Below are 24,876 nucleotides of genomic sequence, written 5' to 3'. Positions count from 1 at the left end.
TCACCTCCGCGCGGCCGCGCACTCCCAGGTGCCGAGGATCTCGATGAGCAGGGCGTCCCGGTTGCGGAAGTGCCCGTAGAAGCCGCCCTTGCTGACGCCGAGCGACGGTGTCGGCGACTCGCCGGATCGCGAACGTCTCGGGTGACGAGACACCCGTCTCCTCCCTCGTGGTCGGGCTCCTCGCCAGGAGATCGGTGCTGGAACCGAGTCCGCCACGAGGGCGGACGGAATGAAATCCCGAGCCGGCCCTCACCCTCTCGGCGAGCAGCACCCAGGTGAAGCCGGGCGACAAGGTCCTGCTCTTTGGCCGTGCCGCCGGCCTCAGGGCGGGCAGCAAGGTCACCCTCCAGGAGAAGCGCGGCGCCCAGATCATCCGCACGAAGGACGGCAGGGCCGTTTCCAAGGCCGGGACGACCTGGGTCCGTTGACGACCGGATGAAGTGGGCGGCTCGCCCGGATCCCGGTCCGGACGAGCCGCTCGCAGGTCACTGCTTGACTGGGCACATGGAACTGCGTCAACTTCGCTATTTCGTGGCGGTGGCCGAGGAGCTGCACTTCGCCCGCGCCGCCGAGCGGCTGCTGATCGCCCAGTCGGCCGTCAGTCAGCAGGTGCGGCGGCTGGAGCGGGAGTTGGGGACCGACCTCTTCGACCGGTCACCGCGCCGGGTGCGGCTGACCGAGGCCGGGCAGCGGTTTCTGCCGGCGGCGCGCGAGGTGCTGGCCGCCGAGCAGCGGGCGCGGGCCGCGGTGGCCGACTACGCCGCCGACCGCGGTGAGCGGTTGCGGGTGGGCACCAGTACGGGAATGGGGGACCGGCTGGATCAGGTGCTGGAGGCGCTGGCCGGGGTGGCTCCCGAGCTGAGGGTGGAGCTGGCCTCCGCCCCCACCGCCGTACGCCTGGAGCAGGTGGCCCGCGGGGAACTGGACGCCGCGTTCGTGCGCGGGGCGGAGGAGGGCCCCGACGGGGTCCGGCTGGTCCCGGTGTGGCAGGACCGGCTCCTGGTGGTCCTCGGTGCGCGACACGCCCTCGCCCGTCAATCGCGGGTGGAGCTGGGTGAGTTGAGCGGTCTGCCGCTGTATCTGACCGCGCGGCGCAACAATCCGCCGCTCGTCGACCTCGTCGTGGGCGCGTGCCGCGACGTCGGCTTCGAGCCCGTACCCGGGCCGGCGGCGAGCTCGTTGCAGGACACCCTGGCCGCGCTGGGCGCGGGCAGCCCCGGCTGGAGCGTGGTGTACGCCTCGCACGCCGCGCAGCTGGCCACCGGGCGGGTCGCCTTCCTGCCGGTGAGTTCCCCTCTCGTCCTGCCGACCGCGCTCGCCGTGCCCCGCACCGCACCCGCGGCCCGGGTCGCGTCCCTCCTGGAGGCCTGCCGGGCGATCGGCGCGAGCGATCGCGCATCGTGAACGCTGCGTGCGCGAAGTGGCCCTGGGTGCCGGGCCCCGGATCGGGTGGACTGGGAGTCGGAACAAGCGCCGACCATCGACTCCAGGAGCTGACCATGCCCATCGTCACCGTCCAGCAGGGCCCCCGCAGCGTCGAGCTCAAGCGCGAGCTGATCGCCCGCATCACGGACGCCTACAAGATCCCCGCCGACACCGTCCAGGTGTGGATCAACGAGACCCCGGCCGACAGCTGGGGCTCGGCCGGCGTCCTCACCGCCGACAAGTAGCCGTCCGACCAGCCATCCGCCCGCCCCTGCCGCGAGAGGAACCACGACCTCATGACCACCACCGACCGCACCGAGCCCGACGCGCCCAGGGGCGTGGTGCTGCGCTACTTCGAGGCGCTCGCCGCCGGGGACCAGGAGGCCATCCGGAACAGCTGGGCCGAGGACGGCAGTTGCTGGTACGGCGGTGACCTGCCCATCTCCGGCACCTGGCAGGGCCGGGAGCAGGTGATCAACGGCTTCCTGGCGACCGCCTTCGCCCACCTGGACCCCGACCGCGAGATCGGCCTGAAGGTCACCAACGTCTTCGGCGAGGGCGAGCAGGTGCTGGTCGAGTGGGACTCCTGGGCCACGGGAAGGACCGGCAGGGCCTACCACGAGCACAACATCGGTGTCTTCACCGTCCGCGCCGGAAAGATCGTCAGCATGCGCGAGTACGCCGACACCCAGCACTGGGAGCGGGCGCTCGTCGCCCCGTAGGCGGGAACGACACCCCTAGAAGAACACCCCGCACCGAAGCAGCACGTTCGCGTACGGCCGTGCCTCCCCGGTGCGGACCACCAGCCGGGCGCCCGCCGAGAGCTCCTTCAGCCGCTCGTGCGGCACCAGTTCCAGGTCGCGGAAGTGATCGTCCAGCAGCGCCCGGTTGGGGCCGCGCAGCTCCCGTGCCGCCGTCGCACCCTCCACCACCAGCTCGGCCAGCAGCCCCTCCAGCACCTGCGCGAACGACGGCACCCCGGCCCGGAACGCCAGGTCCACCACGCGCGGCCCGGCCGGGATCGGCAGGCCGACGTCGCACACCAGCACCCCGTCCCCGTGCCCCAACTCGGCCAGCCCACCGGCGAGATGACGGTTCAGGATCCCCGCCTTCTTCACCGGGCGTCGACCTCCCGCGCCGTCGGGTACGACTCCTGCGCGCCCCGCTTCGTCACGGCCGCCGCGCCGACCCGCGCCGCGTACCCCGCGGCCTCGGCCAGCGAGGCCCCCGACCCCAGCTTCCAGGCGAGTGCGGCGGTGAAGGCGTCGCCCGCGCCCGTGGTGTCCACCGCGTCCACCTTCACCGACGGCACGCGCGTCACCCCGGAGGAGTCGCACACCAGCGCCCCCTCCGCGCCCAGCGTCACCACCACCGAGCGCGGGCCCCTGGCCAGCAGCAGCTTCGCCCAGTCCGACGGCTCGTCGCTCACGCACGCGTCGCCGAGGACGATCCGGGCCTCGTGCTCGTTGACGATCAGCGGGTCGCAGGCCGCCAGCACCTTTGCGGGAAGCGGGCGGGGCGGCGACGGGTTCAGTACGAAGCGGGTGTCCGGGGGCAGTTGCCGTACCACCTCCGCGACCGTCTCCAGCGGGATCTCCAACTGCGCCGACACCACCCGCGAGGCGTGGAAGAGGCTGCCCGCCGCCCGGACGTCCGCCGGGGTGAGCCGGGCGTTGGCGCCCGGTGACACCACGATGCTGTTGTCCCCGGACGGGTCGACGGTGATCAGCGCCACGCCCGTCGGCGCCCCGCCCACCAGCACGCCGACCGTGTCGACGCCCGCCGCGCGCAGGGAGTCGAGCAGCAGCCGGCCGTGGCCGTCGTCGCCGACCCGCGCCAGCAGGGCCGTGTCCGCCCCGAGCCGGGCGGCGGCCACCGCCTGGTTGGCGCCCTTGCCGCCCGGGTGCACGGCCAGGTCGTCGCCGAGCACCGTCTCCCCGGCGGCGGGCCGCCGTTCGACGTCGATCACCAGGTCGGCGTTGGCCGACCCCACGACCAACAGGTCGTAGTCGTACATCAGTTGACTCCCCTTGATGCCCATTGACGCCCGTGATGCCTGTCGATGCCCGACGTCCTGGGCGTCGATTCTCCCTGGACGCCCCGGTGTCAGCCGGTGAACCCGGCCACGTTGTCCTTCGTGACCACCTTCACCGGCACCTTCACCGTCGGCTCCACCTTCTTGCCCCGTACGGCCTTCAGCGCGTTGTCGACGGCGATCCTTCCCAACTGGCTGGGCTGCTGGGCGACCGAGGCGTACAGCGTGCCGTTCTTCACCGCCGTCAGCCCGTCCGGGGTGCCGTCGAAGCCGACCACCTGGACCGACTTCCCGGCCTTGGAGCCGAGCGCCTTGATCGCGCCGAGCGCCATCTCGTCGTTGGCGGCGATGACGCCCTGCACGTCCGGGTGGGCCTGGAGCAGGTTCGACATCACGTCGAGTCCCTTGGTGCGGTCGAAGTCGGCGGGCTGCTGGGCCAGCACCTGGATGCCGGGGTAGGCCTTCAGGCCCTGGGTGAAACCGGCCGCTCGCTCGCGGGCCGCGGACGTACCCGCCTGGCCCTGAAGGATGACGATCTTCCCCTTGCCGCCGAGCTTCCCGGCGATCGTCCTCGCGGCCAGTTCACCACCGGCCACGTTGTCGGACGCCACCAGGGTGTTCACATCCGCCTTGTTCACCCCGCGGTCCACGGCGACGACCGGGATCCCCGCCTTGTCGGCGGCCTTCACCGAGTTGCCCGCCGCGTCCGAGTCCACCGGGTTGACGATGATCGCGCCGAGGCCCGAACTGGTGAAGTTCTGCAGCTGGTTGGCCTGCTGGGAGGCGTCGTTCTGGGCGTCGGTGACGGTCAGGTCCACGCCCAGCTTCTTCGCCTCGGCCTGGGCACCGGCCCGGATCTGCACGAAGAAGGGGTTGTTGAGGGTGGACAGCGACAGACCCATGCGCGGGGCCGTGGACGAGGAGGAACCCGTGTGCAGGAAGGAGGTCGCGCCGACGACCGCCACGGTCACGACGGCCGCGAGCGCGTATGTCGCCGCCTGCTTGCCCTTGCCGCCGCCGGGGCCGCTCGCCACCGGGCTCGCCCCGGCCCTGCGGCGCACGGTGTCCAGCAGCACCGCCAGCGCGATGACGACACCGATCACGACCTGCTGCCAGAACGCCGACACGGACAGGAGGTTGAGGCCGTTGCGCAGCACCGCGAGGATCAGCGCGCCGATCAGCGTGCCGGACGCCTTGCCGGTGCCGCCCGCGAGCGAGGCACCGCCGATGACGACCGCGGCGATCGCGTCCAGCTCGTAGCCGTCGGCGGCCTGCGGCTGCGCGGAGGACAGCCGGGAGGCCAGTACGACACCGGCGACCGCCGCGAACAGGCCGGACAGCGCGTAGATCGCGAGCTTCTGCTTCGGCACGCGCAGACCGGAGAGCCGGGCCGCCTCCTCGTTGCCGCCGATGGCGTACATGGAGCGCCCGATGTACGTCCGCCCGAGGACGACGGCGGCGACGATCCCCATCACCACCATGACCAGCACCGGCACCGGCAGCCAGCCGCCGAGCGTGTCACCGAGGTGCGAGACCGAGCCGGGGAAGGCGATCGGCGAGCCCTGCGAGATGACGAGGGCGAGGCCACGCCCCACCGACAGCATCGCCAGCGTCGCGATGAACGGCGGCAGCTTGCCGTAGGCGATGAGGAAACCGTTCACCAGACCGGCCAGGACACCCGTGCCGAGCCCGAGCACAACGGCGACCGCCACCGGCACCCCGTGCTGCGTGGCGCTCCAGGCCAGCACGGTGGCCGACAGCGCGGCGACCGACCCGACCGACAGGTCGATGCCGGCCGAGACGATCACGAAGGTCACACCGAAGGCGAGGATCGCCGTCACGGCCGCCTGCACACCGATGTTGAGCAGGTTGTCCGTCGTCAGGAAGTCCCCGGACAGCGCCGACAGGGCGATGACCAAGGCGATCAGCGCGGTGAGCGCGCCGTTGTCGAGGAGCAGCCGGCGCAGGCCGCCGGTGGCGCCACCCGCGCCCGTCGTGCTCTTGAGCGTGTCAGTGGCCACGGCTGGTCTCCTTGTCGGACGTGTCGGTCTTGCTGCTGGTGGGGGTGGAGACGGCGAGCGCCATCACGGCGTCCTGGGTGGCGTCGGCCGCCGACAGCTCACCCGCGATCCGGCCCTGGGCCATGACCAGCACCCGGTCGCTCATGCCGAGCACCTCCGGCAGATCGCTGGAGATCATCAGGACGGCGGCCCCGGCCGCGGTCAGTTCGTTGATCAGCTGGTAGATCTCGACCTTGGCGCCGACGTCGATCCCGCGCGTCGGCTCGTCGAGGATCAGCACCTTGGTGTCGGCCAGCAGCCACTTGCCGATGACGACCTTCTGCTGGTTGCCGCCGGACAGGGTCCGCACCTGCTGCCCGAGGCCCGCCATCCGCACCCCGAGCTGCTCGGCGATCCGCCGGGCGGCGTCGTGCTGGCCCTTGCGGTCGACGAATCCGCCCCGGGCGGCGGCCCGCATGGTCACGAGCCCGAGGTTCTCCTCGACCGAGGCGTCCAGCACGAGCCCCTGCCCCTTGCGGTCCTCGGGGACGAGCCCGATCCCGGCCGCCATGGCCGCGTTCACGTCGTGTCGCCTGAGCCGGTCGCCGGACACCCGTACGACCCCGCCGTCGTAGGGATCGGCCCCGAACACGGCCCGCACGACCTCGGTCCGCCCGGCCCCGACGAGCCCGGCGATCCCGACGACCTCACCGGCGTGCACCTCGAAGCCGACGTCGTGGAACACCCCGTCCCGGGTGAGCCCCTCGACGGACAGCAACGCCGCGCCGCGCTCGGCCCGTTGCCGCGGATACTGCTGCTCGATCGACCGCCCGACCATGAGCCGTACCAGCTCCTCCTCGGGCGTCGCCGCAGGCACCTCCCCGACGCTCCTGCCGTCCCGGATGACGGTGACCCGGTCGCCCAGGGCGGCGATCTCCTCCAGGTGATGGGTGATGAAGACGATCCCGACGCCGTCCGCGCGCAGCGAGCGCACGATGCCGAAGAGCTTCTCGACCTCCTCCGAGGTGAGCACGGCCGTCGGCTCGTCCATGATGAGCACGCGCGCGTCCAGGCTGAGCGCCTTGGCGATCTCGACCATCTGGAGCCGGGCGATGCCGAGTTCACGCACACGCGCGCGAGGCGACACATCGACCCCCACGCGCGCGAGGAGGGCTTCGGCGTCCGCCTCCATCGTCTTCCGGTCGATCATCCCGAAGCGCCGCGGCTGCCGTCCGAGGAAGATGTTCTCGGCGACGGTGAGATCGGGCACCAGGTTGAACTCCTGGTAGATGGTGGCGATGCCGAGCCGCTCGGCGTCCTGCGCACCGTGGATACGCGTCTCCCGGCCGTCGACGAGAATCCGTCCGCCGTCGGGCGTGTAGGCCCCGGAGAGCATCTTGATCAGCGTGCTCTTGCCGGCGCCGTTCTCACCGAGCAGCACATGGACCTCGCCCCGGCGCAGATCGAAGTCGACGCCGTCGAGCGCGACCACGCCGGGGAAGGTCTTGCGTATGCCCTCGATGCGCAGCAACTCGTCCGGATTGCTCACGACGTGCTCCTGTTCCTCGGGAGGTGCTCGCCGCACGAGCGGCGCACGACGAGCCGGGCGAAGAGGGCGACGGACGCGCCGGCCCGCCCCTCGATGCGGTCGACGAGGGCCCGCACGGCGGCCCTGCCCAGTTCACCGGTCGGCTGGGCGATCGCGGTGACGGGCGGATCGGTGTGCACGAACCAGGGGATGTCGTCGAACGCGGCCAGCGCGATGTCGTCCGGCACACGCAGCCCACGCGCGCGTACGGCATCGAGCGCACCGAGCGCCATGAGGTTGTCGGCCGCGAAGACGACCTCCGGCGGCTCGGGCAGATCCAGGAACCCCTCGGTGACCCGCCGCCCGCTCTCGGCCTGGAAGTCGCCCTGGCCTATGTAGGCGTCGGGAAGCGGAAGCCCGTAGTCGGCGAGCGCGGCCCGGAAGGCCTCGACCCGCTCACTGCCGGTCGTGGTGGCGGCGGGCCCGGCGATGATGGCGAGCCGACGGTGCCCGAGCGCGTGCAGATGCGCCACGAGATCCCGTACGGCGCCCCGCCCGTCGGCCCGTACGACGGGCACGTCCACCCCGGGGATCCACCGGTCCACGAACACCATGGGCGTCCCGGCCCGGACGGCGTCCAGGATGAGCGGGGAGCCGCCGTCGGTGGGGGAGATGAGCAGCCCGTCGATCCGCCGATCGAGCAGATTCCGGACATGGTGATCCTGGATCTCGGGCCGCTCGTCGGCGTTCCCGATGATCACGCTGTACCCGAGGGCCCGGGCCTCTTCCTCGACGGAGCGGGCCAGCTCGGTGAAGTAGGGGTTCAGCACGTCGCTGATGACGAGCCCGAGGGTGTGGGTCTGGTCGGTCCGCAGGGACCGGGCGACGGCGTTCGGCCGATACCCCAACGCCTCGACGGCGGCCAGCACACGCGTGCGTGCGTCCGCACTGACCGACGGATGCTCGTTCAGGACACGCGACACCGTGGCCACGGACACCCCGGCCGAGGCGGCGACATCCTTGATGCTCGCCAACGCCGACTCACCTCCTCGTGAGACTCGTGGACGGCCCCCGCGTGTAATCGTTTCCACGCCGAGCCGTCAGGGAGGATTGGAAACGATTACACGGCGCGCGGGCAAGGGGCTGGAGGTGGCCGAAACCCAATCGTGACCGAGGTCCGCCCCGGAGCCCGCCCGGGGCCCATGGCCCCCCTGCGAGGCCAGCAACTGGCAGCTTTGGGCCACCCCCGAAAGGAGCCCGGCCCTGGGACCAGCCCCCCAGCCAGCCCCCTGGCCCAAACCTGCCTATTCCCCCAACAGCCCGATCTCCCGCCCCTCACCACCCCCGCCCCACCCACCCGCACTCGCCGAACCACCCGGCGTGCCCGCGAGACGTGACCGCGCCCCACCCCTCACCACCCCAGCCCCACTCCAGCCCGCCCCACCCACCCGCACTCGCCGAACCACCCGGCGTGCCCGCGAGACGCGACCGCGCCCCACCCCTCACCACCCCCGCCCCGCCCCTCACCACTCGCACCCACCCCTCACCCGCACTCGCCGAACCCACCTGCACCCACCCGGCGCCCCCGCGCCTCCCCGCCAACGGAATCCACGCAGCCGACTCAAGGGCCCGGTACCGGCCAGGGCCACCGCCCTTCAGGGCCGCTCGCTCGCTTCTCACCCGGGCTGGAGCGAGGTGTGTCAAGGGTGGCCCGCAGGGTCATCGCCGAAGGCGACGCGGGAGTGGAGCGCAGCGGAACGGGAGCGCCCTTTACGCACCTCGCGGAAGCCCGACAATCCCGGGAAGCGAGCGGCCCAACGACCACTTGCTCACTTCTCCCACTTCTCCCACTTCTCCCACTTCTCCCACTTCTCCCACTTCTCCCACTTCTCCCACTTCTCCCACTTCTCCCACTTCTCTCACTCCTCTCACTCCTCTCACTCCTCCTGCTTCTCCTGCTTCTCCTGCTTCTCCTGCTTCTCCTGCTTCTCCTGCTCCTCCCGCTCCTCTCACTCCTCTCGCCTCTTCCTCTCGCTCCCTCCCCCCTCCGCGAACAACTCCGCCGCGCATCCATGACATAACCCCGCCCACGGCGCGTTGGCCGGATGTATATGCCAACTCACCGCCTCGGCCAGCCAGTTGTGGGAGCCGGCTGACGGGTTTCCTCCCGGGACCACGCCGCTGCCCGCAGGACGGCGGCGTGGTGCTCGCCTCGTACTCCTGGTCCGACGCCGCCGCCCGCTGGGACTCCATGCCGGACGCGGAGCGCACCTGGAGAGCGCCGTGCGCGCCTCCCTCGCCTCCACCGAGCCGCGCCGGTCACCACGCCTGAGGAGGGGGAGTCCGCGTAAAACAGAGCCTCCCGGCCTGCATGTTCCCCCGCTATCTCGCCCTGTGGCCGGCCGAGTTGGGCATCACCCACCTGTTTGGCGTCCCCGGCAACCACCTCGGCCCGTTCCTGACGGCGCTGCGCGCGGAGGGCGACGTCGAGTGGGTCGGCACGCCGACCGAGGGCGGCGCGGGCCCGCCACCGACGCCTAGCCCGCGTCCATGGCGTGGGCGCGGCGGCGGGCACGTACAGCGTCGGCGCGTTGACGCGTTCAATCTCCTGGGCGCCTGTGGCGGTGCCTACGTCGAGCAGGTCCCGCTCATCGCCGTCAACGCCTGCCCGCCGTACGAGCAGTGGCAGAACTACCGCGCCGTCGGCCTGCTCACCTCGCACATGAGCCCGCGCGGACCGCTTCATCACCATCGAGGACGCCTGACGGCCCGGCCGGGGGCGGTGGTCGTGAGCCGCCGCCCCCGGCCGTGAGCCGCCTCGGCTGTCAGCGGTCACCGGTACCGTCGGACCATGGCTCACCAGGCGGGGAATCAGACGACCGAGCGTCGGCTCGCCGTACTCGAAGGCGTGCTGGAGCGGATCACGTACGCCAACGAGGAGAACGGCTACACGGTCGCCCGGGTCGACACCGGCAGAGGCGGCGGCGATCTCCTCACGGTCGTCGGCGCGCTGCTCGGCGCCCAGGTCGGGGAGTCGCTGCGGATGGAGGGCCGCTGGGGCTCGCACCCCCAGTACGGCAAGCAGTTCCACGTCGAGAACTACACGACGGTCCTGCCAGCCACCGTCCAGGGCATCCGGCGCTATCTCGGGTCCGGCCTCGTCAAAGGGATCGGGCCCGTCTTCGCCGACCGCATCACCCAGCACTTCGGACTCGACACGCTCCAGATCATCGAGGAGGAGCCGAAACGGCTCATCGAGGTCCCCGGGCTCGGGCCCAAGCGGACCAAGAAGATCGCCGATGCCTGGGAGGAGCAGAAGGCGATCAAGGAGGTCATGCTCTTCCTCCAGACCGTCGAGGTGTCCACCTCCATCGCCGTGCGGATCTACAAGAAGTACGGCGACGCGTCCATCTCCGTCGTCAGGAACCACCCCTACCGGCTCGCCGCCGACGTCTGGGGCATCGGCTTCCTGACCGCCGACAAGATCGCCCAGTCCGTCGGCATCCCGCACGACAGCCCGGAGCGGGTGAAGGCCGGCCTCCAGTACGCCCTGTCCCAGTCCGCCGACCAGGGCCACTGCTTCCTGCCCGAGGAGCGGCTGATCGCCGACGCGGTCAAGCTGCTCCAGGTCGACACCGGGCTGGTCATCGAGTGCCTCGCGGAGCTGGCCGAGCCGGGGGAGGACGGCGAGGAGCCGGGCGTCGTACGGGAGAAGGTCCCGGGGCCCGAGGGGGACACGGCCGAACCCGTCACGGCCGTCTACCTGGTCCCCTTCCACCGCGCCGAACTGTCCCTCGCCGCCCAGCTCCTGCGCCTGCTGCGCACCGGTCAGGACCGCATGCCGGGCTTCCAGGACGTCGACTGGGGCAAGGCCCTCGGCTGGCTGAGGACGCGCACCGGCGCCGATCTCGCGCCCGAGCAGGAGGCCGCCGTCAAGCTCGCGCTCAGCGAGAAGGTCGCCGTGCTCACCGGCGGGCCCGGCTGCGGCAAGTCCTTCACCGTGCGCTCGATCGTGGAGCTGGCCCGGGCCAGACGGGCCAAGGTGCTGCTCGCCGCGCCGACCGGGCGGGCCGCCAAGCGTCTGTCCGAGCTGACCGGCGCCGAGGCCTCCACCGTGCACCGGCTGCTGGAGCTGAAGCCCGGCGGGGACGCCGCCTACGACCGCGACCGGCCGCTGGACGCCGACCTGGTGGTCGTGGACGAGGCGTCCATGCTGGACCTGCTGCTCGCCAACAAGCTGGTCAAGGCCGTCCCTCCGGGCGCGCACCTCCTCTTCGTCGGGGACGTCGACCAGCTGCCGAGCGTCGGCGCGGGCGAGGTGCTGCGCGACCTGCTCGCCGACGGCGGCCCGATCCCGGCCGTCCGCCTCACCCGGGTCTTCCGGCAGGCCCAGCAGTCCGGTGTCGTCACCAACGCGCACCGGATCAACGCCGGGCAGCATCCGCTCACCGACGGGCTGAAGGACTTCTTCCTCTTCGTCGAGGACGACACCGAGGAGGCCGGCCGGCTCACCGTGGACGTGGCGGCGCGGCGGATTCCGGCCAAGTTCGGGCTCGATCCGCGGCGGGACGTGCAGGTGCTCGCGCCGATGCACCGGGGTCCGGCCGGCGCCGGGGCCCTCAACGGACTGCTCCAGCAGGCCATCACGCCCGGACGGCCCGACCTGCCCGAGAAGCGGTTCGGCGGCCGGGTCTTCCGCGTCGGGGACAAGGTGACCCAGATCAGGAACAATTATGAGAAAGGGAAGAACGGCGTCTTCAACGGCACCGTAGGCGTCGTCACCTCGCTCGATCCGGTCGAGCAGAAGCTCATGGTGCTGACCGACGAGGACGAGGAGGTGCCCTACGAATTCGACGAACTGGACGAACTGGCACATGCGTACGCGGTGACCATTCACCGCTCGCAGGGGAGTGAATATCCCGCCGTGGTGATTCCGGTCACGACCGGGGCGTGGATGATGCTCCAGCGGAACCTCCTGTACACGGCGGTGACACGGGCCAAACGCCTCGTCGTCCTCGTCGGTTCACGCAAGGCGATCGGACAGGCGGTGCGCACGGTCTCGGCCGGACGGCGGTGCACGGCCCTGGACTTCAGGCTCGACGCGGGTCATCAGGAAAAATGATCGATCAAATGAGTCACGAAGGTCACAGAGCACTTCCAGATGCCGTTCAAAGGGGGCAGGATGGGCAAGTTGGCGGCACTGAGTGCCGCCGATGGGCCCAATGGTCGACCCCGAGTGCACTCTCCTGAGCCAAATGGGGGATGGTAGAGACAGTCAGGGCACCTCGAAGATGAGGCACTACGTCGGTGAGGGAAGACGTGAGCGACAACTCTGTAGTACTGCGGTACGGCGACGGCGAGTACACCTACCCGGTGGTCGACAGCACCGTCGGCGACAAGGGCTTCGACATCGGGAAGCTCCGCACCCAGACCGGTCTGGTGACTCTGGACAGCGGGTACGGCAACACGGCCGCCTACAAATCCGCTGTCACCTACCTCGACGGTGAGGCGGGCATCCTCCGCTACCGCGGCTACCCCATCGAGCAGCTGGCCGAGCGCTCCACCTTCCTCGAGGTGGCGTACCTGCTGATCAACGGCGAGCTGCCGACCGTCGACGAGCTGACGACGTTCCAGAACGAGATCACGCGGCACACGCTGCTGCACGAGGACGTCAAGAACTTCTACAAGGGCTTCCCGCGGGACGCCCACCCGATGGCCATGCTGTCGTCGGTCGTCTCGGCGCTGTCCACCTTCTACCAGGACAGCCACAACCCGTTCGACGAGAAGCAGCGCAACCTCTCCACGATCCGGCTGCTCGCCAAGCTGCCGACGATCGCGGCGTACGCGTACAAGAAGTCGATCGGCCACCCGTTCGTCTACCCGCGCAACGACCTCAGCTACGTCGAGAACTTCCTGCGCATGACCTTCTCGGTCCCCGCCCAGGAGTACGACCTCGACCCGGTCGTCGTCGCCGCGCTGGACAAGCTGCTGATCCTGCACGCCGACCACGAGCAGAACTGCTCCACCTCGACGGTCCGCCTGGTCGGCTCCTCGCAGGCCAACATGTTCGCGTCGATCTCGGCCGGCATCAGCGCCCTGTGGGGCCCGCTGCACGGCGGCGCCAACCAGTCCGTGCTGGAGATGCTGGAAGACATCCAGGCCAACGGCGGCGACGTCGACTCCTTCATCCGCAAGGTGAAGAACAAGGAGGACGGCGTCCGTCTGATGGGCTTCGGCCACCGGGTCTACAAGAGCTTCGACCCGCGCGCCAAGATCATCAAGGCTGCCGCGCACGACGTCCTCTCCGCCCTCGGCAAGTCCGACGAGCTGCTGGACATCGCGCTGAAGCTGGAGGAGCACGCGCTCTCCGACGACTACTTCGTCTCGCGCAACCTCTACCCCAACGTCGACTTCTACACCGGCCTGATCTACCGGGCCATGGGCTTCCCGACCGAGATGTTCACGGTCCTGTTCGCCCTCGGCCGTCTGCCGGGCTGGATCGCCCAGTGGACCGAAATGATCAAGGAGCCGGGCTCCCGCATCGGTCGCCCGCGCCAGATCTACACGGGCGTGGTCGAGCGCGACTTCGTACCGGTCGAGGCTCGCTGACACCTGCCGGTGAGGGGCGTCGTCCGGATGGCGCCCCTTGGTTGGCCGCTTCTGCTCTCGGCGGCGTCGGCGCATCGTCAGGGCGCCGGCGGTGGCTCCGGACCCGGCCGGAGGTCCGGGGGATGTCCTCCGGGCCGGCACGGCCACGGGCGTGGTCGAGCGCGACTTCGTGCCGGTCGAGGCTCGCTGACGCGGTCGGGGGGTGCTGAGGCACTGAGTGTCAGGGCCTGCCTCATGGGTGGGCCCTGCGGTGGCCCTACAGACGAATAAGCGGAAGGCGCCCTGCGCCGGTCCCCCCACGGGCCGACGATCAGGGCGCCTTCCCGTGTCCCGGTGCGGATTCCCCCCACGGGATCCGGCCGGGCGCTCGGAGAGAACAGCGCCTGAATCGCTGTCTGGTGAGCAGAACGAGCAAAACTCGCCCCACTCCGGTGATGCGGTGCGATCTGCCGGGACAACGCACGCAGGGAGGGCCGCTCAAAGCTTCCCGGTGTACGTGCCCCGGCAACGCATCTCTGAGGCAGTCCCCCAAGACAACCCCAGACGTCGGCAGACGCCCCCCAAGACGCCGAACCGACATCGCCAACTTAGACCTTCGAACCCCTTCGATGGTTACGTTCGCATCACTGTGATCTGCGTCTCTTGCATATGTCCTTTAGGTACGCAAGAGCCCCGATACGACGATCGGAGCCCAAGCGTAAGGAAGATGCGCGAGCCTTGTGAAGAGCTTATGTGGTGCGCGCGTCCGACTCCAGAGGGTCTCCTACTTCGGTCTCAGCGGAATCGGCGCAGCCGCAGGCTGTTGGTCACCACGAACACCGAGGAGAAGGCCATCGCCGCGCCCGCGATCATCGGGTTGAGCAGTCCGGCGGCGGCCAGCGGCAGCGCGGCCACGTTGTAGCCGAAGGCCCACACCAGGTTCCCCTTGATCGTGGCCAGCGTCCGCCGGGACAGCCGTATCGCGTCCGCCGCCACGCGCAGGTCCCCGCGCACCAGCGTCAGATCGCTCGCCTCGATCGCCGCGTCCGTTCCGGTGCCCATCGCCAGCCCCAGATCGGCGGTGGCCAGCGCGGCCGCGTCGTTGACGCCGTCGCCGACCATCGCGACCGCGCGTCCCTCGTCCCGCAGCCGCCGTACGACGTCCACCTTGTCCTCGGGCAGCACCTCGGCGTACACGTGCGCCGGGTCGATGCCGACCGTCCGCGCGACCGCCTCGGCGACCGTCCGGTTGTCTCCGGTGAGCAGCACCGGCGTGAGTCCGAGGGCGCGCAGCTCACGGATCGCCTCGGCGCTGGTCTCCTTGACCGTGTCGGCGACGGCGAGGACCCCGCGGGCCCGCCCGTCCCAGCCGGCCACGACCGCCGTACGGCCCTGCTCCTCGGCCTCGCGGGCCGCCTGGGCCAACGAGTGCGGCAGGACGTCGTACAGGCGCCCCACGGCCACCTCGCGGCCGTCCACGCGCCCGCGTACGCCCCGCCCGGGGACGTTCTCGAAGTGCTCGACCTCCGGCAGTGCTCCGGCGCGCTCCTCGGCCCCCGCTGCGATGGCGCGGGCGACCGGGTGCTCGGAGGCGTGCTCCACGGCGCCGGCCAGCCTGAGCAGCTCCTTCTCGTCCTCGCCGGCGGCGACGTGGACCGCCTGGAGCGTCATCCGGCCGGTGGTGACCGTGCCCGTCTTGTCGAGGACGACCGTGTCGACGCGGCGCGTGGACTCCAGCACCTCGGGGCCCTTGATCAGGATGCCGAGCTGGGCGCCGCGGCCGGTGCCGACCATCAGCGCTGTCGGCGTGGCGAGGCCCAGCGCGCAGGGGCAGGCGATGATCAGGACGGCGACGGACGCGGTGAACGCGGCGACCGCGTCTCCGGTCAGGCCCAGCCAGACGCCGAACGTGGCGAGCGCGATGCCGATGACGACGGGCACGAACACGGCGGACACCCGGTCGGCGAGCCGCTGCACCTCGGCCTTGCCGTTCTGCGCGTCCTCCACCAGCTTCGCCATGCGTGCGAGCTGGGTGTCCGCGCCGACCCGGGCGGCCTCGACGACCAGCCGCCCGCCCGCGTTGACCGTGGCGCCGGTGACCCGGTCGCCCGGCCCGACGTCCACCGGCACCGACTCGCCGGTCAGCATGGACGCGTCCACCGCGGAGACGCCCTCGACCACGGTGCCGTCGGTCGCGACCTTCTCGCCGGGCCGTACGACGAACCGGTCCCCGACCGACAGCGACGCCACGGGGATCCGGACCTCACGCCCCTCCCGCAGCACCGCCACGTCCTTGGCGCCCAGTTCCATCAGCGCGTGCAGGGCCGCCCCCGCCCGGCGCTTGGAGCGGGCCTCCAGATAGCGGCCGAGCAGGATCAGCGCGACGACCCCGGAGGCGACCTCCAGGTAGATGGTCGAGGCGCCGTCCATGCGCGAGATCGTGAGGCGGAACTCGTCGTGCATGCCGGGCATGCCGGCGTCGCCGAAGAACAGTGCCCACAGCGACCAGCCGAAGGCCGCCAGCGTGCCGACCGAGACCAGGGTGTCCATGGTGGCGGCGCCGTGCCGGAGGTTGGTCCAGGCGGCCCGGTGGAAGGGCAGGCCGCCCCAGACGACGACGGGCGCGGCGAGCGTGAGCGAGAGCCACTGCCAGTTGTCGAACTGGACGGCCGGGATCATCGCGAGCAGGACGACGGGCAGCGCGAGCAGCGCGGAGACCAGCAGCCGCTGCCGGAGCGCGCCGAGTTCGGAGTCGTGCCCGGGAGGCTGCTCCGTCGTCGCCTCGGGCTGGGGCGGGGCGGGTTCCTCGGCGGTGTAGCCGGTCTTCTCCACGGTGGCGATCAGGTCGGCGACCGCGACGCCCTCGCCGAAGGAGATCCGCGCCTTCTCGGTGGCGTAGTTGACGGTGGCGCTGACGCCGTCCATCCGGTTGAGCTTCTTCTCCACGCGCGCGGCGCAGGAGGCGCAGGTCATCCCGCCGATGAGCAGCTCGACCTCGTCGGCCTCGGAGGGGGTCCCGGCTGTCGACGGGGCCTTGTCTGTACGGGTGGTGCTGGTCATGTCCGGACTCCAGACATCGGACCGGACCGTACGGAGCCAGTATCAGCTGGTCGGTACGGCCCGGTCGGGGGAATCGAAGGTGTTGCTCAGGCGCGGCCGGCCAGCTCGAAGCCGGCCTCGTCCACGGCGGCGCGCACGGCCTCGTCGTCCGGCTCGGACGTGGAGACGACGGTCACCTCGCCGGTCGACGCCACGGCCTTCACCGAGGTGACACCGGGGATCTCGGAGACCTCGGCGGAGATGGCGCCCTCGCAGTGGCCACAGCTCATGCCGGTCACCTTGTAGACGGTGGTGACGGAGCCCGGGGTGTCGGTGTGGGTGGTCATGTCGTTACTCCTCGTCGAGGCGTAGGGGGCCAGTGGGGTCCGCGAGGGCCATCGGGGCCGCGGGGGAACCCCCATGTTTCTCAGACTATACCCCTAGGGGGTATTTCTCCAAGAGGTGTTCCGCCGCGCCAGCACGCGCACCCAGCCGGCCCCGGCCAGCGCCACCAGGGCCAGCCCGCCGACCGAGAACAGGGTGAACAGGTGCTCCTGTGCGGCGCCCGGACGGGCGAGGTACGCGTGCGTGAAGAGCGGCCGGTTCGGCCCTGCGCCGGTCAGCCGGGCCGTCGCCCGGATCGCGATGCCGTGCGTCGCGTCCCACAGGGTGTGCAGCAGGGAGGTGCCGAGGCAGGCGCCGACGGCCGGTGCGGTGAGGCGGAAGTGCCCGTTCGGCCGGCGCCGGGACAGCAGGGCGGCGCCCGCGATCGCGGTCCACAGGCCGTGCCCGAGGGGCGTGAGCACCCCGCGCAGCATCTCCGTCTCCAGCAGCGTGCGCAGGGTCATGCCCTCGGTGGAGACGGCCGCGTCGAACGCGTACCCGGCGCTCTCCAGGGCCGCGAAGCCGAAGCCGACGGCCGCGCCGAGCACCAGCCCCGCGCGCGTGCCGCGGACACCGGGCTGGCCGCGCAGTGCGAACACCAGCGCTCCGAGCTTGGCGGCCTCCTCGATCAGGGCGACGCCGAGGGACAGCCCGAAGGAGGGGTGCGCCAGATACGACGCCGTCAGCGAGGCGCCGAGCACCCCGAGCGTGCCGCCGGCCAGGAAGCAGCCGAGGATCGCGCTGACGCCCAGGTCGCGGCCGTGCCGCTCGTACGCCCACAGCGCGAAGGCGACCGGCGCCAGAAAGCTGCCGAGCAGGATCAGCGTCGGCAGCGGCGTGCCGTCACGGGTCTCGTACGTCACCCACGCCGTCAGCGCCCACAGGGCGAGCCCGCCGCCCAGACAGCGCCGCCACAGACCCGCACGGATGCGGGGGTACGGCGGCGGGGGCTGCTGCGGGCCGGGTATGCGGGCCCTCGGGGTGCCGGGCGGCGGGGAGTGGGTCACGGGAGTCCCCTCGACTGCTGCTGGGCGATCTCTCCGCACTGTAGGCAGATGTGCCGGACGGCGCAGTCCGGGTGACTCCCGGGGTCACCCGCGGGCGGGCCCGGGGCGGCCCTGGCCGATCCGGTCGCCGACCAGCGGTTCCAGGTAGCGGGTGAGGACGTTCTTGATCTCCTGGGTGTACGCCGCGCGCTCGGGGCCCTCATGGGTGAGGACCAGCTCCAGGCCCGCTTTGTAGATGCCGAGGCAGACGTGCGCCGTGCGGGTGATGTCCACCGGGGAGGCGTCCGGCACGAGGGAGGCGAGCAGGCCTTCGACGCGGCCGATCAGCGAGGTGTGCAACTGGTCGTGCGCGTCGGCGATCCCGCCGGGCATGTCCGGACCGTGCATCAGCGCGAAGAACACCGGGTGGTCGGTGTTGAACGCGATGAACCGGTCGACGGCGGACCCGACGGCCTCCTCCAGCGGGGTGGCGGGGTCGACCGGCGCCAGCGCCTCGCCGTAGGCGTCGCGCATCTCGTGCATGAGCCGGTCGCCCAGCTCGATCGCGATGGCCTCCTTGTTCGGGAAGAACTGGTAGAGCGTGCCCGGCGAGACCCCGGCCTCGCGCGCGATGGCGTTGGTGCTGGCGGCGGTGTAGCCGGTGGTGCAGAAGACCTGGGCGGCCGCTTCGAGCAGCTGGGCGATACGGCGCTCGCCGCGGGCCTGCCGGCGGCGCGGCTGCTCGCTCTGTGTCTGCGGGTTGTCGGGCACGCGTTATCCCCAGATCTCCGAACGCGATTGACAAACACGAGCACTCGCTCGCATTCTTGTGAAACGCGAGCGATCTCTCGTGTTTGCCAGTTTACGGGCAATGACCGACTCATGCTGCCTGCCTGCACGGACATGAGCCAAGGTGAAGGGGACACCGCACGATGACCGAAGTCAACAGCCCACCCCGGCCCGGCGGCTGGACCCGGTTCGTCACCGCCCGCCCCCGTCTGTCGCTGCTCGTGGCCCTGGTGCTCACCGCGCTCGCGGTGGTGGCCGGCAGCGGGGTCGCGGACCGCCTCGGCAGCGGCGGCTGGGAGGACCCGGCCGCCGAGTCGTCGTACGCGACCAAGGCCCTGGAGCGCGCGTTCCCGGACTCGCAGCCGAACCTGCTCCTCCTGGTCGACGCGGGCCACTCCTCCGTCGACGCCCCGGATGTCGCCGCCCGGGCCCGCGACCTGACGCGCCGGCTCGCGGCGGAGAGGGGGGTGACCGGCGTCGGCTCCTACTGGCAGGCCGCCCCCGCGCAGGCCCCCGCCCTGCGTGCCGAGGACGGCCATGAGGCGCTGATCGCCGCCCGCATCACCGGCGACGAGAACGCGACGGCCAGGACCCTGGACCGGATAGCCCCGCACTACCGGGGCACGCACGGACCGGTGCAGGTGAAGCTCGGCGGCGTCGTCGCGGTGCGGCAGGAGATGCAGACCATCATCAAGGAGGACCTGACCCGCGCCGAGCTGATCGCCCTGCCGATCACGCTGGTGCTGCTGGTGATGGTCTTCGGCAGCGCGGTCGCCGCCCTGCTGCCGCTCGGCATCGGCATCGTCGCCATCCTCGGCACCAACGCCGTCCTGCGCGGCCTGACGACGTTCACCGACGTATCGGTCTTCGCGCTCAACCTGACGACGGCCCTCGGCCTCGGCCTGGCCATCGACTACGCCCTCTTCATCGTGCGCCGCTACCGCGAGGAACTGTCCACGGGCGCCGACCCGTCGACCGCGGTCGGCACGACGCTGCGCACGGCCGGGCGCACGGTGCTCTTCTCCGCCCTCACGGTCGCGGTCTCCCTCGCCGCCATGATGGTCTTCCCGCAGTACTTCCTGCGCTCCTTCGCCTACGCGGGCATCGCCGTGGTCCTGCTCGCCGCGGCCGCCGCCCTGATCCTGCTCCCGGCGGCCCTGGTCCTGCTCGGCCACCGGGTCAACTCCCTGGACCTGCGCCGCCTGTTGCGCCGCGACCGTGCCCCGAAGGCCGACGGGGGCGCGGCCTGGGCGCGGACGGCCGCCCTGGTGATGCGCCGCGCCCCGCTCTTCGCGCTGGGCACGACCGTCCTGCTGGTCGTCCTCGGACTCCCCTTCCTGGGCGTGAAGTTCGGCACCGCAGACGACCGCCAGCTGCCCTCGACCGCCGAGTCCCACGTGGTGCAGCAGCACCTCCGCGAGAGCTTCCCGGGCAGCCCCGGCGGCGGTCTGGAGATCCTCGCCGAGGGCAGGGCCGCCCCAAACCGGTACGCCGCCTACAAACAGCGGGTGGCCGCCCTGCCCGGGGTGGCTCGCGTCGACGGCCCGCTGGTCAAGGGCGATGCCGCCTACTTCACGGTGCAGCCCCGGGGCGAGGCCGTGGACGACCCGGCCCAGCGCCTGGTGGGCGACATACGGGCACTGCACGCACCGTTCGACACGAAGGTGACCGGCACGGCGGCCGTCCTGGTCGACACCAAGCACGCGATAGCCGAGCGCCTGCCCTGGGCGGCCGGGTTCATCGCCGTCGTCACCCTGCTCCTGGTCTTCCTGCTGACGGGCAGCGTGCTGATACCGGTCCAGGCGGTCGTCCTGAACGCGCTCAGCCTGACGGCGATGTTCGGCGCCGTGGTCTGGGTCTTCCAGGACGGCCACCTCTCCGGCCCGCTCGGCTTCACCAGCACCGGCTCCATCGAGACCACCCTGCCCGTGCTGATGTTCTGCGTGGCCTTCGGGCTCTCCATGGACTACGGCGTGTTCCTGCTGTCCCGCATCAAGGAGGAGTACGACCGCACGGGCGACCACGACGCGGCCGTACGCCACGGGCTCCGGCGCACCGGCGGGCTGATCACCGCAGCGGCGGTCATCCTCGCCGTGGTGATGGTCGCCATCGGCACCTCCCGGGTGACGAACACCAAGATGCTCGGCCTGGGCATCGCCCTGGCGGTCCTGATGGACGCGATGGTCGTGCGCAGCCTGCTGGTCCCGGCGATCATGCGGCTGACAGGCAGGGCGACATGGTGGGCACCGGCGTGGCTGCGGCGACTGCACGAACGGTTCGGACTGAGCGAAGGCGAGCCGAAGGCGCCCCTCCAGGGGCCCGGGGCCGGGCCGGCGGGAGGCTCCGCGGCGGAGCACGAGCAGCCGCAGCGCATCGTCACCGGTTGAGACGGCCGAACCATCTAGTCTGCACGGAGGTTCCCGAAAGGACTTCCCATGCGAGCCGTCGTCTTCGAACGCTACGGCGCCCCCGCCGAGGTACGCGAGCTGCCCGACCCTCGCCCGGCCCCCGACGGCGTGGTCGTCCGGGTCGAGGCCACCGGGCTGTGCCGCAGTGACTGGCACGGCTGGATGGGCCACGACCCCGACATCGAGCTGCCGCACGTGCCGGGGCACGAACTCGCCGGTGTCGTCGAGGCCGTCGGCTCCCGGGTGACCCGCCGGCGGCCCGGCGACCGGGTCACCGTGCCGTTCGTCTGCGCCTGCGGCACCTGCCCGGCCTGCGCGGCGGGCGACCAGCAGGTGTGCGAGCGGCAGACCCAGCCCGGCTTCCACCACTGGGGCTCCTTCGCCCAGTACGTGGCGCTGGACCACGCCGACGTCAACCTGGTCGCGATCCCGGACGACATGGCGTACGCCACCGCCGCCTCCCTCGGCTGCCGCTTCGCCACCGCCTTCCGCGCGGTGGTGCAGCAGGGCCGGGTGGCGGCGGGGGAGTGGGTCGCGGTGCACGGTTGCGGCGGGGTCGGGCTGTCCGCCGTGATGGTCGCGGCGGCCTCGGGGGCGCGGGTCATCGCCGTGGACGTGTCGCCGCAGGCGCTGGACCTGGCGCGGAAGTTCGGCGCGGCGGAGTGCGTGGACGCCTCGCGCACCCCGGAGACGGCCGCGGCGATCCGTGAACTGACCGGCGGCGGAGCCCACCTCTCCCTCGACGCCCTCGGCTCCCCGGCCACCTGCGCGGCGTCCGTGAACGGCCTGCGCCGGCGCGGCCGCCACGTCCAGGTCGGCCTGCTGCCCTCGGCCGACGGCACCACGCCCGTCCCGCTGGCCCGCGCCGTGGCCCTGGAGCTCGAACTGCTGGGCAGCCACGGCATGGCCGCCCACGCCTATCCGGCGATGCTGGAACTGGTCGTGTCCGGGGTGCTGCGTCCGGACCTGCTGGTGACCCGGACCATCCCGCTCGACGCGGCCCCGCAGGCCCTGGCCGCCATGGGCGCGGCACCGGGCGCGGGCGTGACGGTCATCGAGCCGTGGCGCTGACGGCGGGCCCCCTCCCGGTCCGGGACCGCCGCCCCCGCCTCGCACGCCGCCAACGGAACACGGCGCGGCTCCGGTTGCCCGGAGCCGCGGCCGGCGACCGGCCGGGTCAGTCGAACCGGCGGCCGCGGTTGCGGGGGCGGGAGGCGACCCAGGCGCGGACCGTGTCCGCGTACCAGTAAGGCTTGCCGCCCTCCACGTGGTCGGGCGGGGGCAGCAGCCCGTGCTTGCGGTAGGACCGGACGGTGTCGGGCTGCACACTGATGTGCGCCGCGATCTCCTTGTAGGACCAGAGCCTTCGGTCGGTCATGAGTTGCACCTCCCTGCGCACACCGCGGCGGCGGCCGGGAAGGCCGTCGGGGGAGCCGGGCGCTGCGCTGGCGATCACCAAGCCTGCGTCCGGTGAACGAAACGGGGTGAGGAGCGGACAGTGCCTGTCGTCACGGTGTGACGCACAGCCGACGTACACGCGACACATGTGACACGAGAGGGGTGTTCGTGACAGAACTGCCGCAATGGTGTCGCTACGCCCCGCACGAGCGCAGGAACGCCCGGGTCCGCCGGGCGATCGGCAGCGGAGCGTCCGGCTCGCAGGGATACATGTCCTGCTCCACGATGGCGAACAGATCCACGTCCAGCCGCTGGGCCGCCGCCAGGACGGGGCTCAACTCCGGTACGCCGGCGGGCGGTTCGCACATCACGCCCTGGGCCACGGCCGGCCCGAAGGGGGTGCCCTTCGCCCGCACGTCGGCCAGGATCCGCGGGTCCACCTGCTTGAGGTGCAGATAGCCGATGCGCTCGCCGTAGGTCTCGATCAGCTTGACGCTGTCCCCGCTGCAGTAGGCGTAGTGCCCGGTGTCCAGGCACAGCGACACCGCGTCGGAGTCGGTGCCGTCGAGGAAACGCGCGACGTTCTCCTCGCTGTCGATGTGGGTGTCGGCATGCGGGTGGACGACGATCGTCAGTCCGTACCGCTCCCGCACCTCCCGGCCGAGCCGCTCGGTCAGGGACGTCAGGTTCCGCCACTGCTGCGCCGTCAGCGCGGACGGCTCCAGCACCTCGCCCGTCTTGTCGTCCCGCCAGAAGGAGGGGATGACGACCAGATGGCGGGCGCCCATGGCCTGGGTGAGGGCCGCGATGTCGCGGACGTGCGCCCAGGTCCTGTCCCACACGGCCGCCCCGTGGTGCAGGCCGGTGAAGACCGTGCCCGCCGAGACCTTCAGCCCGCGCCGGGCGGTCTCCTCGGCGAGCACGGCCGGGTCGGTCGGCAGATAGCCGTAGGGGCCCAGCTCGATCCACTCGTAGCCGGAGTCCGCCACCTCGTCGAGGAAGCGCCGCCAGGGGACCTGCTTCGGGTCGTCGGGGAACCACACGCCCCAGGAATCGGGCGCCGATCCGATCCGGATACGGGACAGTGAGGAGGAGGGCGACAGCGACGTCATGGGCGTCAGCGTGAGGGCGCGCAGAAAGCGGTGTCAAGAGTTGGTCCGTATGTCTGGACAAAACATTGACAGGGTCGGCCCGGGGGGCTAGAAATCCGGGAAGAGCCGCGACGAGCCGGAAAAGAGCCGGGACGAGCCGGGGAAGAGCCGTGACGAAGGGAAGCCGATGGCGTACGACCTGATCACCATGGGGCGGATCGGGGTGGACCTCTACCCGCTCCAGACGGGTGTCCCGCTCGCCCAGGTGTCGTCCTTCGGCAAGTTCCTCGGCGGCTCGGCGACGAACGTCGCGGTCGCCGCGGCCCGGCTCGGCCGGCACACCGCCGTGATCACCCGTACCGGTGACGACCCGTTCGGCGCCTATCTGCACGAGGCGCTGCGCGGTTTCGGCGTGGACGACCGCTGGGTCACGCCGGTCCCGGGCCTGCCGACCCCGGTCACCTTCTGCGAGGTCTTCCCGCCGGACGACTTCCCGCTCTACTTCTACCGGCAGCCCAAGGCGCCCGACCTGGAGATCGACGCCCACGACCTGGATCTCGACGCCGTCCGCGCCGCCCGGATCTTCTGGGTCACCGGCACCGGCCTGAGCGAGGAGCCGAGCCGTACGGCGACCCTCGCGGCCCTCGCCCACCGGGCGAAGTCCGGCCCGACGGTGTTCGACCTCGACTGGCGCCCGATGTTCTGGAGCCACCCCGACGAGGCCCGCCCCTTCTACGCCGAGGCGCTGCGGCACACGACCGTCGCCGTCGGCAATCTGGACGAGGTGGAGGTCGCGACGGGCGTGCGCGAGCCCCACGAGGCCGCTCGCGCGCTCCTCGCGGCCGGGGTCGAGATCGCCGTCGTCAAGCAGGGGCCCAAGGGTGTCCTCGCGGTCGGTGCGAACGGCGACTCGGCCGAGGTGCCGCCCCTGCCGGTCACCGTCCTCAACGGACTCGGCGCCGGGGACGCGTTCGGCGGCTCCCTCTGCCACGGCCTCCTCGAAGGCTGGGACCTGGAGACGATCATGCGGCACGCCAACGCGGCCGGCGCCATCGTCGCCTCCCGCCTGGAATGCTCCTCCGCGATGCCCACCCCGGACGAGGTGGCCGCCGCGCTCGACGCCGGAGCGGTGCTGTGAGGGCCGGCCGCGTCGCGGGCACCCACGCCGAGGGCGGGGACGGCGGGAGGAGCCCCCGTACCGACGG

Annotated in this window: 22 protein-coding genes; 10 read left to right on the top strand and 12 right to left on the bottom strand. The window is 71.6% G+C overall.

Annotated elements, in window-relative coordinates:
- Positions 1-153 (bottom strand): TetR family transcriptional regulator, encoded by a 153-nt coding sequence (locus tag ACZ4MF_RS18440; RefSeq protein WP_467493018.1) that lies wholly within the window; start codon positions 151-153, stop codon positions 1-3.
- A gap of 122 nt (positions 154-275) precedes the next feature.
- Here ACZ4MF_RS18440 and ACZ4MF_RS18435 point away from each other — a divergent pair, with 122 nt between their 5' ends.
- The 4 genes from ACZ4MF_RS18435 to ACZ4MF_RS18420 all read left to right on the top strand — a co-directional run bounded on the left by ACZ4MF_RS18435 (position 276) and on the right by ACZ4MF_RS18420 (position 2,147).
- Positions 276-428, top strand: coding sequence for a hypothetical protein (locus tag ACZ4MF_RS18435; RefSeq protein ID WP_467493017.1), 153 nt, complete (start codon positions 276-278; stop codon positions 426-428).
- A 76-nt stretch (positions 429-504) separates the two neighbouring features.
- Positions 505-1,404, top strand: coding sequence for a LysR family transcriptional regulator (locus ACZ4MF_RS18430; protein WP_467493016.1), 900 nt, complete (start codon positions 505-507; stop codon positions 1,402-1,404).
- Positions 1,405-1,499: 95 nt separating this feature from the next.
- A complete protein-coding gene (locus tag ACZ4MF_RS18425; protein ID WP_467493015.1) occupies positions 1,500-1,670 on the top strand; it encodes a tautomerase family protein in 171 nt (56 codons plus the stop codon).
- Between the two features lie 51 nt (positions 1,671-1,721).
- Positions 1,722-2,147, top strand: coding sequence for a nuclear transport factor 2 family protein (locus ACZ4MF_RS18420; RefSeq protein WP_467493014.1), 426 nt, complete (start codon positions 1,722-1,724; stop codon positions 2,145-2,147).
- Between the two features lie 15 nt (positions 2,148-2,162).
- On the opposite strand, the gene rbsD is transcribed toward ACZ4MF_RS18420, so the two are convergent.
- The 5 genes from rbsD to ACZ4MF_RS18395 all read right to left on the bottom strand — a co-directional run bounded on the left by rbsD (position 2,163) and on the right by ACZ4MF_RS18395 (position 8,022).
- On the bottom strand, positions 2,163-2,543 hold the full coding sequence (gene rbsD, locus ACZ4MF_RS18415; protein WP_467493013.1) for a D-ribose pyranase: 381 nt from the start codon (positions 2,541-2,543) through the stop codon (positions 2,163-2,165).
- Positions 2,540-3,442 carry a ribokinase gene (locus ACZ4MF_RS18410; RefSeq protein ID WP_467493012.1) on the bottom strand — a complete coding sequence of 301 codons (903 nt, stop codon included), beginning with the start codon at positions 3,440-3,442 and terminating at the stop codon, positions 2,540-2,542. The genes rbsD and ACZ4MF_RS18410 overlap by 4 nt, the downstream gene beginning before the upstream one ends.
- An 89-nt stretch (positions 3,443-3,531) precedes the next feature.
- Complete coding sequence (locus ACZ4MF_RS18405; protein WP_467493011.1) at positions 3,532-5,481, bottom strand: ABC transporter permease/substrate-binding protein; 1,950 nt, start codon at positions 5,479-5,481, stop codon at positions 3,532-3,534.
- Entirely contained in the window at positions 5,471-7,009 is a 1,539-nt protein-coding gene (locus ACZ4MF_RS18400; protein WP_467493010.1) for a sugar ABC transporter ATP-binding protein, read from the bottom strand. Before ACZ4MF_RS18400 ends, ACZ4MF_RS18405 begins: the two co-directional genes overlap by 11 nt.
- Entirely contained in the window at positions 7,006-8,022 is a 1,017-nt protein-coding gene (locus ACZ4MF_RS18395; RefSeq protein WP_467493009.1) for a LacI family DNA-binding transcriptional regulator, read from the bottom strand. Before ACZ4MF_RS18395 ends, ACZ4MF_RS18400 begins: the two co-directional genes overlap by 4 nt.
- A gap of 1,337 nt (positions 8,023-9,359) precedes the next feature.
- On the opposite strand from ACZ4MF_RS18395, the gene ACZ4MF_RS18390 reads away from it, so the two are divergent.
- The 3 genes from ACZ4MF_RS18390 to ACZ4MF_RS18380 all read left to right on the top strand — a co-directional run bounded on the left by ACZ4MF_RS18390 (position 9,360) and on the right by ACZ4MF_RS18380 (position 13,597).
- Positions 9,360-9,800 (top strand): thiamine pyrophosphate-binding protein, encoded by a 441-nt coding sequence (locus ACZ4MF_RS18390; protein WP_467493008.1) that lies wholly within the window; start codon positions 9,360-9,362, stop codon positions 9,798-9,800.
- A gap of 39 nt (positions 9,801-9,839) precedes the next feature.
- Entirely contained in the window at positions 9,840-12,110 is a 2,271-nt protein-coding gene (gene recD2 / locus ACZ4MF_RS18385; protein WP_467493007.1) for an SF1B family DNA helicase RecD2, read from the top strand.
- Positions 12,111-12,307: 197 nt separating this feature from the next.
- A complete protein-coding gene (locus ACZ4MF_RS18380) occupies positions 12,308-13,597 on the top strand; it encodes a citrate synthase (protein ID WP_071372096.1) in 1,290 nt (429 codons plus the stop codon).
- 774 nt (positions 13,598-14,371) lie between these two features.
- Here the strand turns inward: ACZ4MF_RS18380 and ACZ4MF_RS18375 are convergent.
- From ACZ4MF_RS18375 to ACZ4MF_RS18360, 4 genes are all read right to left on the bottom strand, one after another.
- The gene (locus ACZ4MF_RS18375) at positions 14,372-16,636 is read right to left on the bottom strand and encodes a heavy metal translocating P-type ATPase (RefSeq protein ID WP_467493006.1); all 2,265 of its coding nucleotides are present in this window, start codon (positions 16,634-16,636) and stop codon (positions 14,372-14,374) included.
- A gap of 86 nt (positions 16,637-16,722) precedes the next feature.
- Positions 16,723-16,962, bottom strand: a complete 240-nt coding sequence (locus ACZ4MF_RS18370) for a heavy-metal-associated domain-containing protein (RefSeq protein ID WP_071386002.1) — start codon at positions 16,960-16,962, stop codon at positions 16,723-16,725.
- A gap of 93 nt (positions 16,963-17,055) precedes the next feature.
- Positions 17,056-18,006 (bottom strand): PrsW family intramembrane metalloprotease, encoded by a 951-nt coding sequence (locus ACZ4MF_RS18365; RefSeq protein WP_467493005.1) that lies wholly within the window; start codon positions 18,004-18,006, stop codon positions 17,056-17,058.
- Between the two features lie 84 nt (positions 18,007-18,090).
- Positions 18,091-18,756: a TetR/AcrR family transcriptional regulator gene (locus ACZ4MF_RS18360; RefSeq protein WP_467493004.1), complete on the bottom strand. Its 666-nt coding sequence runs from the start codon at positions 18,754-18,756 to the stop codon at positions 18,091-18,093.
- Between the two features lie 161 nt (positions 18,757-18,917).
- Here ACZ4MF_RS18360 and ACZ4MF_RS18355 point away from each other — a divergent pair, with 161 nt between their 5' ends.
- Together ACZ4MF_RS18355 and ACZ4MF_RS18350 are read left to right on the top strand one after the other, a co-directional pair.
- Positions 18,918-21,161 (top strand): MMPL family transporter, encoded by a 2,244-nt coding sequence (locus tag ACZ4MF_RS18355; protein WP_467493003.1) that lies wholly within the window; start codon positions 18,918-18,920, stop codon positions 21,159-21,161.
- 48 nt (positions 21,162-21,209) lie between these two features.
- Positions 21,210-22,253: a zinc-dependent alcohol dehydrogenase family protein gene (locus ACZ4MF_RS18350; RefSeq protein WP_467493002.1), complete on the top strand. Its 1,044-nt coding sequence runs from the start codon at positions 21,210-21,212 to the stop codon at positions 22,251-22,253.
- A gap of 106 nt (positions 22,254-22,359) precedes the next feature.
- On the opposite strand, the gene ACZ4MF_RS18345 is transcribed toward ACZ4MF_RS18350, so the two are convergent.
- Both ACZ4MF_RS18345 and ACZ4MF_RS18340 read right to left on the bottom strand, forming a co-directional pair.
- Positions 22,360-22,560 carry a helix-turn-helix transcriptional regulator gene (locus ACZ4MF_RS18345; protein ID WP_356023082.1) on the bottom strand — a complete coding sequence of 67 codons (201 nt, stop codon included), beginning with the start codon at positions 22,558-22,560 and terminating at the stop codon, positions 22,360-22,362.
- A 214-nt stretch (positions 22,561-22,774) separates the two neighbouring features.
- On the bottom strand, positions 22,775-23,692 hold the full coding sequence (locus tag ACZ4MF_RS18340) for a sugar phosphate isomerase/epimerase family protein (RefSeq protein WP_467493001.1): 918 nt from the start codon (positions 23,690-23,692) through the stop codon (positions 22,775-22,777).
- Between the two features lie 166 nt (positions 23,693-23,858).
- Here ACZ4MF_RS18340 and iolC point away from each other — a divergent pair, with 166 nt between their 5' ends.
- Positions 23,859-24,809: a 5-dehydro-2-deoxygluconokinase gene (iolC, locus tag ACZ4MF_RS18335; RefSeq protein WP_467493000.1), complete on the top strand. Its 951-nt coding sequence runs from the start codon at positions 23,859-23,861 to the stop codon at positions 24,807-24,809.
- Positions 24,810-24,876: the final 67 nt, after the last annotated feature.

This window comes from Streptomyces sp. NPDC025793 (assembly GCF_055558375.1).
The sequence above is the reverse complement of the archived record's forward strand: the minus strand, read 5'-3'. Positions and strand labels throughout refer to the sequence as shown.